This window comes from Pseudomonas allii (assembly GCF_055380095.1).
The window spans coordinates 4,602,854-4,616,094 of record NZ_AP039450.1; the positions used below are offsets into that span (position 1 = coordinate 4,602,854).

Sequence of the window (13,241 nt, forward strand, 5' to 3'; positions counted from 1 at the left end):
ACACAACGTTCTGCCAGATAGAACAAAAACAATAAGGCGAAAAGGTCTCGTCACCAGCAAGATCGGTGCTTTCCGTTCGCCCCCCGTAGGAGCTGATCCTGTGAGCCTGTATGCCCCGCCTCGCGATTTGTCGACCCGCGTGTTCACCACGCTGCCCGAAGCATTCTGGAAAGACGGCGACTCCGACTGGGTACGCGCCAACAAACCAGGGCAGAAGGTCAAAAGCTTTCTCGAAGGGCCGTCCTTCGACCGGGACGGCAACCTGTACGTCACCGACATTCCCTACGGCCGCATCCTGCGCATCGACCCTCAAGGCCACTGGACGTTGATCGCCGAGTACGATGGCTGGCCCAACGGTTTGAAAATCCACCGCGACGGGCGGATTTTCATCGCCGATTACAAGCAAGGGATCCTGACGCTCGCTCCGCACACCAGCGCGGTGACGCCGTTCCTCACTCACAGTCGCAGCGAAGGCTTCAAGGGTGTCAACGACCTATTCTTCGATGCCGGCGGCAAGCTGTACTTCACCGATCAGGGCCAGACCGGCCAGCAGGACCCGACCGGTCGCGTCTACGCCTATGATCTGGAAAAGCAGACCCTCACGCGTCTGATCGACAACGGCCCGAGCCCCAATGGCCTTGTCATGGACCTCGCGCAGAACGCGCTCTTCGTGGCGATGACTCGGGGCAACGCTGTCTGGCGCCTGCCGATCCAACGCGACGGCGGCACCAGCAAGGCGGGCATTTTCACCGCCATGGCCGGGGGCGTCAGTGGCGCCGACGGCATGGCGCTGGACAGCGAAGGCAATCTGTATGTGTGCGATGCCGGTAACGGCTGCGTCTGGGTGTTCGACCCTCACGCCGTGCCGCTGTACCGCATTCGCTCGTGCACCCAAGGCCGCACCCTGACCAACCTGGCGTTCGGTGGCGAGGGCAATCGGCAATTGTTCATCACCGACTCTTCTACCGGTTCCATCCTGGTCGCCGACCTGCCCCATAGCGGCCAGCCGATGTTCTCGCACCACTAAACCCGCAACACGCTGAACCCTGTGCGCCTGCTGCACCGGCTTCTTTCGGCCCGAAGAACGCGAGCCGTCCCGCGCTCGCCCCCTACAAAACCAATAAAAGGGATGCCCATGTTGATCTTTCTGAGCTACGCCATGATCGTCTGCTTCATGTACCTGATCATGAGCAAGCGCCTTTCACCGCTGGTGGCGCTGCTGCTGGTGCCGATCCTCTTCGGTTGCCTCGGCGGTTTCGCCACGCAACTGGGCGGCATGATGTACGACGGCGTGAAGATGCTCGCCCCCACCGGCATCATGTTGACCTTCGCGATCCTGTATTTTTGCATGATGACCGACGCCGGTCTGTTCAACCCGCTGATCAAGGTGCTGTTGCGGCTGGTCAAGGGCGACCCGCGCAAGATCGTTGTCGGCACCGCCGTGCTGGGGTTGTGCGTCGGCCTGGACGGCGACGGCGCAACCACGTACATCATCGCCACAGCAGCTTTTTTGCCGCTGTATCGTCTGACCGGCATTCGTTTGCAGGTCATGGCCACCGTGCTACTACTGGCCATCGGGGTGATGAACATCCTGCCGTGGGCCGGGCCGTTTTCGCGAGCGGCCAGTGCCATGCACGTCGACATCACCGAGCTGTTTTTACAGATGGTTCCCATCATGATTGCTGGCGGTGTATGGGTGATTTTTGCCGCCTGGTGGCTAGGTCGAATGGAATACCGCCGTTTGGGTATTGTCAGCGTCAGCGAAGACAAGGTGCTCGAAGGCTACGCACACGTTCGCCTGAGCGACCCGAAATTTCTGTTCAATGGGGTCCTGACGGTCGCCCTCATCAGCTCGATGATGCTCAGCCTGATGCCGCTGCCGATCCTGTTCATGGTCGCCTTCGGCCTGGGTTGCCTGATCAACTACCCGACGCTCAAACAGCAGAAGGAAGTCATCGGTCGGCACGCCGACAATGTGTTGGCCGTGACCCTGCTGATTTTTGCGGCGGGCATCTTCGTCGGCATCATGGGCGGCACCGGGATGATCAAGGCTATCTCCGATAACCTGATCGCCATCCTGCCAGAGCAGGCTGGCCACGGCATGTCAGTCATCACCGCGCTGCTCAGCATGCCGTTCACCTACGTCCTGACCAACGACGCGTTCTATTTTGGAGTGCTGCCCATCCTCGCCGAAACCGCTGCCCACTACGGCATCGGCCCCCACGAAATGGCCATCGCATCGTTGATCGGCCAGCCAGTGCACCTGCTCAGCCCGCTGGTGGCCTCCACCTACCTACTGTGCGGGCTGCTGGACATTGACTATGGCGATAACCAGCGGGTCTCGCTGAAGTGGACCTTCGGCACCGTGCTGGTGATGTTGATCGCGGCCATCGCAACTGGCGCGATCACGGTCATAAACTGAATGCTCGACAGGTTGATTTGCGGATCTGGATGTCAATGCAGCGAGGCAATTTCAACAACCCTGAACCGGCTCTACCGTACAACCGCTCAGGAATCGCGCTGAGTGCCCTGGCGCAGCGCATCAAGATGTTGTTGGGCCTGGGCGGCTTGGCAATAGGCGTTGAGGATGTCTGCGATCTGGTCGTCATCCAGGGTATGGCCCTCATGCATCAGGCCGGCGGATTGAATCAGGATCTGCGGCTGGGGTTTGTTCAGGGCCAGCGCCTGGTTGCCGAACAGCTGTCGCGTGGCGCGATGCACAGGCAGGGGCGCACCGGGTCGCAAAATCAGTTTCTGTACCGTCAGCCAGCCTTCCTCACTGACGCTGACGTCGGCAATTTCGACGAGATCGACCGGCGCACTCAAGGTGTCCACAAACAGCTGGCGGCGGGTCAGGCGCATAAAGGCATGTTGCCCGGCGTTGCGGTGCTGCCAAGTGAGCAGTACGAACACCACGGCCATCACCGCGGCACACACGGCCAAGCCGTTGTAACCTCGGTGCAGCCCGAAGCCCAGCAAGCCCAGGGCAATCAGCAAAAACAGCGGACCGCGCACCTTGTAACGGCGCGAATTGGTGAATTCGGTCTGCTCGGGCACGCGATGGATGACCTGCTCGAGTTCGGCGATCGCACGCTCGCGCTGAGCTTCGCGGGAGTCGGCATATTCCTGACTGAGTGTGCTGGCGAGATCCGACAGCGGATCGGAGGGTTGGGTCATGGGTCATTCTCCTTGAGCGATTGATATAGGCGGTGATACAGGCAGCCCGACATCGGAGGACGATGCATGGGTGAGTTGACTGAACCAGTGGCGGTCGTGCTCGGTAGGCACGCGAGTGGCCTGGGCCAGCAGGTCGTCATCCAGTCGCACGCCCAGTTGCTGCATGCGCAGTGCTGTCGGCGGGTGCGTATCGAACGGGTGCGCGATGGCATGGTCCAGCGCTGCCTTGTCCAAGCGCAGCGGTGTATGAAGCAGGTGGTCGGTAAGGGCCTGGATCAGGTTCGGGTGGCGCTCGGTGAGCAGCGTGTGGATCTCCCCGTCGAGCGCGATAACGCGTAACAGTGCCTGACAGAATAAGCGCTCACCGCCGATGTTGCCGCCCACCCTATCTGCGACCAATTCCTGGGCGCGGCCCCAGTGGTGCACCGCCAGTTGAAAGTGGTGCAGGAAACGCTGCGTCATCCAGATTGCCGGGCGCTCGACCCACGCCGGGTCGGCATCCCCAGCGCTGATATACGAAAAGTGCAGGCACATCAGGCTGAAATGCGCCCCGATCTCGCTGCCCCGTTCGGTGTCGCGACTGCTGAAATGGCCCAGCTCATGGCCGATGATCGACGCCGCCTCGGCCTGGCTCAGGCTCGAGAGGTAGGTCAGCGGCAAGTAAAGGGTGCGCCCGCTGAACACGTCACCGGCGGGCTGCAGCGCGACATCGACGCTGGTGACGAAAAACGCCTGGTCGATGCCCACCACGATATGGTCGGGCACCGGCGCACCGGCCGTATTGGCCAGTTGCTCAACCCATGCCCATAAGGCCGGTGCCTTGGCGCGCCCCAGGGTTTGGCCCAGAAACGCCGAGGAAGGCCGGTCCAAGGCGTGCCATTGCCGGCGCAACCGCTCAATCAACAGACAGCCTGTCCAGAGCACGGTAATCACTGGCACCGCCACCAATAGCATGAACCAGCCGCCGGCCTTGAAGTGGCTCCAGCCCCAGCTCAGTTCATACAGCAGGCACAGCGCCAGCGCGCAGACCAGCAGCCCTGTGTAGGCCACCAACCAGTGGCCCAGAGCACGCCAGCAGAGGAACAGACGGCTGTAAAGAAAGTCCTTGGATTGCCGCGCGCGCCATGCGTCCAGCCGCATCTTGAGCCATGTTAAGAGCCCGGCCACCAACGCGGCGATGGCCAGCCAGTACGCCAACCCCGCCAGGGCCTGACGCACACGCAGCCAGGCGTAGTCGCCGTCGATACTTTGCGCGTCCCGCAGCACTTCATCGGCGCGCCAGCTCTGCAGACTGGCCCACCCCATCAGGGCCAGCGGCAGTACCAGTATCGTCAGCGCCCACGACCACCGTGCGAATCGACCCACTGCTCAGTTGGCCTGCAAATAATCGGTCAGGAATGCCTGCGCATTGCCTTGGCTGGACAGGAACTCGTCATAACCAACGTTCAACGCTTGAGCGTCGCCGGGCAAGTACAGCTCGCCCCAGCCTTGACGCAGCAACAGCACGACGAACTTCTGGCCGTCCATGGTGGTGGAATAGCGAGTGTCCTTGCCGGTCTTTTCCACGGCCATTTTCTGGATCTTCATGTTCCAGTCGTGGTCCACGCCCTCTACCTGCACCAGCGCCTGATTGTCACTGCGCGCGCCGATACGCAGGGTCCAGACTTTCACGCCGCCTTCGCCGGCATAGGCCAGCACTTTTTCCGCGACTTCCGGGCGGTTGTCAGCCTGGGCGATCCCCGCGATCACGGCCAGAACCAGGCCCAGCAGCGCTGCCCACTTGCGATATATCAACATTTTCGGCTTCCTCGACAGTTCAAAGCCGACCATTGAAATCAACGCGCCGACGCCTGCCAAGCGGTGCGGCCGTGGCGCACAATAATAAGGCCGTGGCTCACAACAACTGATCGGCCTGCCCGATGTCGATATCATGCAACGCTGCCCAACCGCTCTGACGGACGCTTTTGCCAATGGACCGCCGCAACCCCTATCTGGACACCCACTTCTGCTTCGATCACCCAGAGGCCCTGGACCAGGCCGGTGTATTCGATGACAGCGCGCAGCAGGTCATGGGCAGCGCGATCGGCCATTACCGTGCGCAGACGGTGCGGCCGCACCTGCAGTATTTCGACTGCGATCTGCAGTTCCCCGAACCGTTACGCATCCACAAGGTGCTGCCCGACAGCGTGTGCATCGTGCAGGTACTGGGTGGGCAATGGCAGCATCAGGTAGACGGTCGGCTGAATGAATACACCCCCGGCGCGCCCCATGTGCTGGGCTTGAGCGAAAGCATGGAAGCCATGGACCAGATGCCTGCCGGCAGCCGTGCGCGCATGGCCGGGCTGCGCATCGGCGGCGACTATCTACGCCAATTGGCCGAAGAAGATCCGTCACTGCAATCGCTGGCCAGGCTGCTCGACGATGGCATGCACTTTTCAGAACTGCACGGCTGTCGCGCCGTCGGGCGTTTGTTCGAGCGCCTTTATCACTCGCCCTACCAGGGGGCGTTGGAACGGCTGAATCAGGAAAGCCTGAGCCTGGCCGTGCTGGTCGAGCTGGCCACGCACCTGGCGCCACAACCGGCCAAGCCCACGGCCCCGTTGCGCAGCCATTCGGACCTGGCACATGAAGCACGCTTCAAGCTCGACGCAAACCTGATGAAACCACCCGGCACGCTGGCGCTGGCACGGGAACTGGGCGTGGGTGAAACCACCCTCAGACGTGCCTTCAGCCGGGTGTACGGCCAATCGATGCTCGATTACGTGCGCCAGCAGCGCCTGGAGTTGGCGCGCACCCTGCTGCGCCAGCGCAAATGGCACGTGGCGCAGATTGCCCACCGCCTGGGGTACGCCAACCCTGCCAACTTCAACCACGCCTACAAGGCGTATTTCGGTCATCCGCCCGGGGCTGAATCCTGACGTTCGTTACCCCGACCCTGCCGCCTTTGGTTGAAACGACTACAGCGACTTTCATGGGGCTTCCCTCTGAATCGTAGGATCAGAGACGGCTTCATGTGGGTCACGCTGTGCGCTTTGATCACCCTAGAAAAATCCAAGGCAAAAAAAAGCCTGCATCGCTGCAGGCTTCTCTTTATGTCGCTATCTGGCTCCACGACCTGGACTCGAACCAGGGACCCAATGATTAACAGTCATTTGCTCTACCAACTGAGCTATCGCGGAATGCGCCGTATGTTACTGATTGAAAAGGAGAAGTCAAGCTTTCTCTGGCACTCGGCGTGATTAAACCGGATGGCCGGTTGAAACGGCGTGCTCCCTGGCCAGTTCCAGCCAGGCCAGGGCGGCGGGTGGCAGGTGGGCGCTGGCGCGCCAGGCCAGTGCGATGTGCCAGTCGGTGTGGGGTTCGTCCAGGGGGATCAGGGCGATGCCGGGGTGTTGGTGTTTGTGCGCCAGCATGCGTGGCACGAAGGCTACGCCCAGGCCGGCGGCGACCAGGTCGATGATGAAGTCGATCTGCCCGCTGCGGGCGGTCACCTTGGGGGTGACGCCTTTGCGCTCGCAGGCGGCGAGAATCTTGGCGTTGAGGGCGAAGCCGGCTTCAAACAGGATGAACGGCGAATCGGCCAGGTCGGTGAAGTCGATACGTTCAAGGCGGGCCAGCGGGTGGCTGATGGGCAGCACCGCCATCAACGGTTCGTTGCGCACGGGCTGGAAGTCGAAGTCTTCGTCCACCGGCAGCAGCAGCGCTGCCAGGTCGACCTCCCCTGCTTCCAGGCATTCGCGCAGTTTTTTGCTGCCGTATTCGGTCAGTTCGATGTCGATGTCCGGGTAGCGGCTGCGGTAGGTGGCGAACATGGTCGCGAACAGCACCCCGCAACCCACCGGCGGCAGGCCGATGCGCAGTACGCCGCGCTTGAGGCCACACAGGTCGTTGATCTCGGCCACCAGGTCATTGCGCTCGGCGAGCAGTACCAGGGCGCGGCGGTAGGCAATTTCGCCGGCCGCCGTGAGTTCGTTGCGATGGCCCAGGCGATTGAGCAGCGGCGTACCCAGTTCGTCTTCCAGGGTCTTGACCGCCTTGCTTACGCTGGATTGAGTCAAGGACACCACCTCGGCAGCCTGGGAAAATCCGCCCTGGCGCACCACTTCAACAAAGGCGCGCAATGTTCTCAGGTTCATCAGTATTCCTTTGGCGACTGGCTGCCAGCGATAAAAGTTGTTTTTATCATGCCAGAGAATTGCCTATCCTGAAGCCACCTTGCCCGTGGAGCCTCTAAAAATGATCATCTCGTCCGCCTCCGACTACCGCGCAGCCGCCAAGCGCAAGCTGCCGCGCTTCCTGTTCGACTACATCGACGGCGGCGCCTACGCCGAGCACACGATGCGTGCGAACAGTTCGGACTTGGCCGAGATCAGCCTGCGCCAGCGCATCCTGCGCAATGTCGACAACCTGAGCCTGAAGACCACGGTGTTCGGCCAGGAACTCGACATGCCGGTGATCCTCAGCCCGGTCGGCCTGACCGGCATGTATGCGCGGCGCGGTGAAGTGCAGGCAGCCAAGGCGGCGGCGAACAAGGGCATCCCGTTCTGCCTGTCGACGGTGTCGGTGTGCCCGATTGAAGAAGTGGCGTCGCAAAGCGCGCAAGCGATCTGGTTCCAGTTGTATGTGCTCAAGGACCGTGGCTTCATGCGCAACGCGCTGGAGCGCGCGCAAGCGGCCGGTGTGACGACGCTGGTATTTACCGTGGACATGCCCACGCCCGGTGCACGGTATCGCGATGCCCATTCGGGCATGTCCGGCCCGTTCGCCGCACAGCGACGCATGCTGCAAGCCGTCGCCAAGCCGCAATGGGCCTTCGATGTGGGGTTGATGGGCCGTCCCCATGACCTGGGTAATATCTCCAAATACCTGGGCAAACCCACCCACCTGGAAGACTACATCGGCTGGCTGGCGAACAATTTCGACGCGTCGATCAGCTGGAAAGACCTGGAGTGGATCCGCGAGTTCTGGAAAGGCCCGATGATCATCAAAGGCATCCTCGACCCCCAGGACGCCAAGGACGCGGTGAGTTTCGGCGCCGATGGCATCGTGGTCTCCAATCACGGCGGCCGCCAATTGGACGGCGTGCTGTCCACCGCCAAAGCCTTGCCGCCGATTGCCGATGCAGTGGGCGATGACCTCACCGTATTGGTCGACTCCGGCATCCGCTCCGGGCTGGACGTGGTGCGCATGCTCGCCCTGGGCGCCAAGGCGTGCCTGCTGGGCCGCGCCACCGCCTACGCGCTGGCCGCCGATGGCCAGCACGGCGTGGAAAACCTGCTGGACATCTTCGCCAAGGAAATGCGCGTGGCCATGACCCTCACCGGCGTCACGTCCATCGCGCAGATCGACCGCACCACCCTGGTCTAAGCCTGCTGTTCGACAATCCCGCGCGCCTTGAGTTGGGCCAGTTGCTCCGGTGACAAACCCAAGCGCTGGCCGAGGATGTCGTCGGTGTGCTGCCCCAGCCTCGGCGCCGGCCGCTGGTACTCCACGGGGGTGCCGGACAGTTTGATCGGGCTGCCGACCATGGCGAACTCCGGGTTCTGCGGATGAGGGATCTTCACCATCAGGTTGCGCGCGATCACCTGGGGCTCTTCCAGGGATTGCGCGATGGAGTTGATCGCCCCCACCGGCACTTTCGAGGCATGGATACACGCCACCCACTCATCGGCACTGCGCCCCAGAAAGTGCGCCGAGAGCAGCGCGACGATTTCTTCGCGATGGGCCACGCGGTCGGCGTTGCGGCGAAAGCGCGGGTCGTCCGGCAGATGCGCCAGGCCTATGCTCTGGCACAGCGCGACAAACTGGCTGTCGTTGCCACAGGCGATGATGAAGTCGCGGTCGGCGGCGCGGAACACCTGGTAAGGCACGATATTGGCGTGGGCATTGCCATAGCGCTGCGGCACCTTGCCCGAGGCCAGGTAGTTCATGCTTTGGTTGGCCAAGGTCGCGACCTGCACATCCAGCAACGCCATATCAATGTATTGGCCCACGCCGGTGCGCTCACGGCTGAGCAATGCGGCCTGGATCGCCACGGTGGAATACAGGCCAGTCATCAGGTCGGAGAACGCCACGCCGACTTTTTGCGGGCCGCCGCCGGGCAGGTCATCGCGCTCGCCGGTGATGCTCATCAGGCCGCCGATGCCCTGGATGATGAAGTCGTAGCCCGGCTCCTCGGCACGCGGGCCGGTCTGGCCGAAACCGGTGATGGAGCAATACACCAGGCGCGGGTTGAGCTCGGCCAGGGTCGCGTAGTCCAGGCCATAGCGGGCCAGGGAGCCGGCTTTATAGTTCTCGATCAACACATCGGAACTCGCCGCCAATGCGCGTACCAACTCCTGGCCTTCGGGAGTGGCGATGTCGATGGCCACGGACAGTTTGCCGCGGTTGGTCGACTGATAATACGAAGCCTCGCCAGACGACTCGCCGGTGTCGGTTTTCATCCACGGCGGGCCCCAGCCACGGGTGTCGTCGCCGCTTTTCGGACGTTCGATCTTGACCACTTCCGCGCCGAGGTCGGCCAACACTTGCCCACACCAGGGGCCGGCCAACACACGGCTCAGATCCAGCACCCGCAAACCTGTCAATGCACCCATTATTCTTATCCTGTGAGGTTGGGAAATCAGCCGGCTTTCGGCGCTTCATGGCGCAGGGAAATCCCCAGCAGTGCCCGCCGCCGCAACCACGGGCTGGGGCGGTAGCGCGGGTCGTGGGTGAGTTCGCTCATGCGCTGCAAAATCGTGAGCAGGCGCCGTGGCCCGAGGGCATCGCCCCACGCCAGCGGGCCGTGGGGGTAGCCCAGGCCGAGCTGCACGGCCTGGTCGATATCCTCGACACTGGCGATGCGCTGCTGGGCAATGTCGCAGGCGAGGTTGACCACCATCGCCAAGGTGCGTTGGGCCACAAAACCGACGCTGTCGCCGATCACCGTAACGCCCACGCCATCCGCTGCGAACAAGGCGTGGGCGGCATCGCGCATCGCCGGGGCCGTCAGCGGGTTTTGCATCAGCGTGCGGTGGCGCGACAGGTCCGTCAGCACATCGATGCACAGCGTGCGCGCCGGGTCGGTATCGAAGCGCACGCAGGCACTGGTGGCATCCCGGCCGTAAGGCGCCAATAGGCACAACGCCTGCGGCGATGGTTGCGCAGCGTGTTCCAGGTGCGCGCCCAGGTCGATCACCAAGGCACTCAGGCGCTCGTAGTCTTCGCTGTTTTCCGTGGCAATCCACACCGGTGGCAGCGCTTGCACCGTGGGCACCGGCTGGGGTTGCGGGCCGTTGATGAGCTGGCCGTGTTCATACTGATAGAAGCCGTGCCCGGTCTTGCGCCCCAGGCGGCCGCCCACCAGCATCTGCCGGGTCAGGAGCGACGGTTTGTAGCGGGGCTCCTGGTAGAACTGGTTGTAGATCGACTCCATCACCGGGTGCGACACGTCCAGGCCGGTGAGGTCCAGCAGCTCGAGCGGCCCCATGCGAAACCCGGCGCCGTCGCGCAGGATGCGGTCGATATCGCCGCGCTCGGCGATGCCCTCTTCCAGCATCTTCAGGGCTTCGGTGCCGTAGGCCCGGCCCGCGTGGTTGACGATGAAACCAGGCGTGTCCTTGGCGCGCACACCGCGATGGCCGGTGCGCGCCACCAGGGCCAGCAATGCCTCACCGACCTTGGGCGCGGTGGCCAGGCCATCGATCACCTCCACCACGCGCATCAACGGCACCGGGTTGAAGAAGTGCAACCCGGCCACGCGCTCGGGGTGCCGGCAACCGGTGGCGATGGCGGTGACGGAGAGTGACGAGGTGTTGGTCGCCAGGATGCAGCTCGGGCTGACAATGCCTTCAAGCTGTTGCAACAGGCCGCGCTTGGCGTCGAGATTTTCCACGATGGCTTCCACCACCAGGTCGCAATCGCGCAGGTCGTCGATGCACTCGACCACCTGCAAGTTGGCCAACGCCGCGTCCATCGTCGCCTGACTGATCTTGCCCTTGCCCAGCAACTTGGCAAACGTGGCACCGAGGTTGTCCCGAGCTGTTTGCGCTGCGCCGTCGCGAGCATCGAACAAGCGCACCACCACACCGGCCTGGGCGGTGATTTGCGCAATGCCCGCCCCCATCACACCGGTGCCCACCAGGCCCAGCGTATTGATAATGTCGGTCATGTTTATTCCCCCCGGTATTGCGGCGTGCGTTTTTCGAAGAACGCCGCAGCGCCCTCCTTCTGGTCCTTGGAATCGAACAACAATTGGAACGCCTTGCGCTCCAGCACCAGGGCGCTTTCCAGCGGCAAGTCGGCACCGGCCAGCATCACCTCCTTGATCTGCTCCACCGCCAACGGCGGCAGCGCAGCGATCTGCGCGGCCAGTTCGAGGGCGCGGGGCAATGTCTGGTCGTCGCTGACCATCTCGCTGAGCATGCCCATGGCCAGGGCTTCCTTCGCGCTGACCATGCAGCCGGTAAGCGCAATGCGCATCGCCTGGAATTTACCCACCGCACGCACCAGCCGCTGGGTGCCACCCGCGCCCGGCATCAAGCCCAGCTTGACCTCCGGCTGGGCAAACCGCGCCGACTCGCCGGCCACGATCAGGTCGCAATGCATCGCCAGCTCGCAGCCACCGCCCAGGGCGAAACCGTTGACGGCCGCGATCACCGGCTTGGGGCAGCGGCTGATGGCTTCCCACAGGTACTCGGTGTGGCGGCGGTACATATCGATCGCACCGGCAGCGGCGAACTCCTTGATATCCGCGCCAGCGACGAAGAACTGTTCGCCCCCGGTCAGCACAATCGCGCGCACATCCTGGCGGCGAGCCAGTGCACGGAAATGCTCGGCGAGCGCTTCACGTACCAGGGCATTCAGGGCGTTCTTGACGTCGGGACGATGGATACGCACCACGGCCACGCCATTGTCCTGGACGTCGAGGGTCACCACGGGTGGGTTAGCGTTGGTCACATTCACTCCTGCTGCACTGTTCTTGTTAGTTGGATTACGCTAGTTTTGCTGTGCGAAATAACATTCCGTATTTGTCGATAATCATAAGTATCGACCCCGCAGGTGTAAACGTAAAAACCCGAACTCATTTTGAAACAGCGACTAACTCGCTGTTTTACTGGGTTTTATCGCATTAAATAATCACAACTCAAAAAGTTGCTTAGTTTCGCTGTGCGGAATACTATTTTGTTTTGTTGATTTTATAAAAAAATGAGGCTTAACATGCGCCGTCGAAACCCGGACTCGGACAACAACGAAGTCCCAGCAGGCAACAACGCCTTCGAGCATTTGTTGATTGACCCGATGCACAACCACGAGGAGGAAGACAAGGACCGCCAGTTCGTCACCGCCCTGGCCCGTGGCCTGGAACTGCTGCGCTGTTTCACGCCGAGCGAGAGCGTGCTGGGCAACCAGGAACTGGCGCGCAAGACCGGGTTGCCGAAACCGACGATCACCCGCATGACCCACACCCTGACCCGCTTGGGTTACCTCAGGCACCTGCCGCAGTCGGGCCGGTACCAGTTGGAAGTGGGCGTGATGGCCTTCGGTTACGCCATGTTGTCGAACCTGTCGATCCGCGCCGTGGCCCACCCGTTGATGGAGACCATGGCCAAGTACGCCCAGGCGGCCGTCGCGATGGCCACCCGGGACCGCCTCGACGCGGTGTACCTGGACGTGGTCCAGGGCGAAGCCAACATGACCATGCGCCGCCAGGTCGGCACACGGTTGCCGTTGCACTTGAGTTCAGCAGGCCGCGCCTGCCTGGCAGCGATGCCGGAAAACGAGCGGGAGTTCATTCTCGACCACATCCGCCAGCGTCATCTGGAGGACTGGCCGAACATCCGCAAGGGGCTGGAACGTGCCTTCCGGGACTACACCGATTTCGGCTACTGCATGTCGATCGGTGAGTGGCACCGCGATGTCAACGCCATCGCCGTACCACTGCGACACGCACAACACGGCTTGCTGGCGTTCAACTGTGGCGGACCGAGTTTCCACCTCTCCCGGGAGAAACTCGAAGACGACATCGGCCCCCGCCTCAAGCACATGGTGAACAATATCGAGGCCGCCACCCGCTAGCTGGA

General features: G+C 62.5%; 12 protein-coding genes and 1 tRNA gene. 5 read left to right on the top strand and 8 right to left on the bottom strand.

The window, feature by feature from the left end:
- The first annotated feature begins 100 nt into the window (after positions 1-100).
- Together ACZ445_RS21010 and ACZ445_RS21015 are read left to right on the top strand one after the other, a co-directional pair.
- A complete protein-coding gene (locus ACZ445_RS21010) occupies positions 101-1,027 on the top strand; it encodes an SMP-30/gluconolactonase/LRE family protein (protein ID WP_310864009.1) in 927 nt (308 codons plus the stop codon).
- 108 nt (positions 1,028-1,135) lie between these two features.
- Positions 1,136-2,422, top strand: coding sequence for a CitMHS family transporter (locus ACZ445_RS21015; protein WP_093122509.1), 1,287 nt, complete (start codon positions 1,136-1,138; stop codon positions 2,420-2,422).
- Between the two features lie 86 nt (positions 2,423-2,508).
- On the opposite strand, the gene ACZ445_RS21020 is transcribed toward ACZ445_RS21015, so the two are convergent.
- Genes ACZ445_RS21020 through ACZ445_RS21030 form a run of 3 tightly spaced genes read right to left on the bottom strand, consistent with a single transcriptional unit; the run spans position 2,509 to position 4,974 of the window.
- Positions 2,509-3,177 (bottom strand): hypothetical protein, encoded by a 669-nt coding sequence (locus ACZ445_RS21020; RefSeq protein WP_063611816.1) that lies wholly within the window; start codon positions 3,175-3,177, stop codon positions 2,509-2,511.
- A gap of 3 nt (positions 3,178-3,180) precedes the next feature.
- Positions 3,181-4,542 carry a M48 family metallopeptidase gene (locus ACZ445_RS21025; protein WP_464707521.1) on the bottom strand — a complete coding sequence of 454 codons (1,362 nt, stop codon included), beginning with the start codon at positions 4,540-4,542 and terminating at the stop codon, positions 3,181-3,183.
- Between the two features lie 3 nt (positions 4,543-4,545).
- Complete coding sequence (locus ACZ445_RS21030) at positions 4,546-4,974, bottom strand: hypothetical protein (RefSeq protein ID WP_058424976.1); 429 nt, start codon at positions 4,972-4,974, stop codon at positions 4,546-4,548.
- 173 nt (positions 4,975-5,147) lie between these two features.
- Here ACZ445_RS21030 and ACZ445_RS21035 point away from each other — a divergent pair, with 173 nt between their 5' ends.
- Positions 5,148-6,095: a helix-turn-helix transcriptional regulator gene (locus tag ACZ445_RS21035; protein ID WP_058424977.1), complete on the top strand. Its 948-nt coding sequence runs from the start codon at positions 5,148-5,150 to the stop codon at positions 6,093-6,095.
- Between the two features lie 185 nt (positions 6,096-6,280).
- On the opposite strand, the gene ACZ445_RS21040 is transcribed toward ACZ445_RS21035, so the two are convergent.
- Together ACZ445_RS21040 and ACZ445_RS21045 are read right to left on the bottom strand one after the other, a co-directional pair.
- Positions 6,281-6,356, bottom strand: a tRNA-Asn gene (locus ACZ445_RS21040).
- Positions 6,357-6,416: 60 nt separating this feature from the next.
- Complete coding sequence (locus ACZ445_RS21045; protein ID WP_071490736.1) at positions 6,417-7,313, bottom strand: LysR family transcriptional regulator; 897 nt, start codon at positions 7,311-7,313, stop codon at positions 6,417-6,419.
- 100 nt (positions 7,314-7,413) lie between these two features.
- Here ACZ445_RS21045 and lldD point away from each other — a divergent pair, with 100 nt between their 5' ends.
- The gene (lldD, locus tag ACZ445_RS21050) at positions 7,414-8,544 is read left to right on the top strand and encodes an FMN-dependent L-lactate dehydrogenase LldD (RefSeq protein WP_058424979.1); all 1,131 of its coding nucleotides are present in this window, start codon (positions 7,414-7,416) and stop codon (positions 8,542-8,544) included.
- On the opposite strand, the gene ACZ445_RS21055 is transcribed toward lldD, so the two are convergent.
- Genes ACZ445_RS21055 through ACZ445_RS21065 form a run of 3 tightly spaced genes read right to left on the bottom strand, consistent with a single transcriptional unit; the run spans position 8,541 to position 12,117 of the window.
- Entirely contained in the window at positions 8,541-9,773 is a 1,233-nt protein-coding gene (locus ACZ445_RS21055) for a CaiB/BaiF CoA transferase family protein (protein WP_464707522.1), read from the bottom strand. The two genes, lldD and ACZ445_RS21055, sit on opposite strands and share 4 nt — an antisense overlap.
- A 26-nt stretch (positions 9,774-9,799) precedes the next feature.
- Complete coding sequence (locus ACZ445_RS21060) at positions 9,800-11,329, bottom strand: 3-hydroxyacyl-CoA dehydrogenase (RefSeq protein WP_310864005.1); 1,530 nt, start codon at positions 11,327-11,329, stop codon at positions 9,800-9,802.
- Between the two features lie 2 nt (positions 11,330-11,331).
- Positions 11,332-12,117, bottom strand: coding sequence for an enoyl-CoA hydratase (locus ACZ445_RS21065; RefSeq protein ID WP_464704251.1), 786 nt, complete (start codon positions 12,115-12,117; stop codon positions 11,332-11,334).
- Between the two features lie 249 nt (positions 12,118-12,366).
- Between ACZ445_RS21065 and ACZ445_RS21070 the strand changes: the two genes are divergently transcribed.
- On the top strand, positions 12,367-13,236 hold the full coding sequence (locus ACZ445_RS21070; RefSeq protein WP_058424983.1) for an IclR family transcriptional regulator: 870 nt from the start codon (positions 12,367-12,369) through the stop codon (positions 13,234-13,236).
- Positions 13,237-13,241: the final 5 nt, after the last annotated feature.

What these genes read in the sequence shown, in the direction of transcription:
- ACZ445_RS21015 (WP_093122509.1), top strand. Translation starts at nt 1,136, where the DNA reads ATGTTGATCTTTCTGAGCTACGCCATGATCGTCTGCTTCATGTACCTG.
- ACZ445_RS21055 (WP_464707522.1), bottom strand. Translation starts at nt 9,773, where the DNA reads ATGGGTGCATTGACAGGTTTGCGGGTGCTGGATCTGAGCCGTGTGTTG.
- ACZ445_RS21070 (WP_058424983.1), top strand. Translation starts at nt 12,367, where the DNA reads ATGAGGCTTAACATGCGCCGTCGAAACCCGGACTCGGACAACAACGAA.
- lldD (WP_058424979.1), top strand. Translation starts at nt 7,414, where the DNA reads ATGATCATCTCGTCCGCCTCCGACTACCGCGCAGCCGCCAAGCGCAAG.
- ACZ445_RS21035 (WP_058424977.1), top strand. Translation starts at nt 5,148, where the DNA reads ATGGACCGCCGCAACCCCTATCTGGACACCCACTTCTGCTTCGATCAC.
- ACZ445_RS21045 (WP_071490736.1), bottom strand. Translation starts at nt 7,313, where the DNA reads ATGAACCTGAGAACATTGCGCGCCTTTGTTGAAGTGGTGCGCCAGGGC.
- ACZ445_RS21060 (WP_310864005.1), bottom strand. Translation starts at nt 11,329, where the DNA reads ATGACCGACATTATCAATACGCTGGGCCTGGTGGGCACCGGTGTGATG.
- ACZ445_RS21030 (WP_058424976.1), bottom strand. Translation starts at nt 4,974, where the DNA reads ATGTTGATATATCGCAAGTGGGCAGCGCTGCTGGGCCTGGTTCTGGCC.
- ACZ445_RS21020 (WP_063611816.1), bottom strand. Translation starts at nt 3,177, where the DNA reads ATGACCCAACCCTCCGATCCGCTGTCGGATCTCGCCAGCACACTCAGT.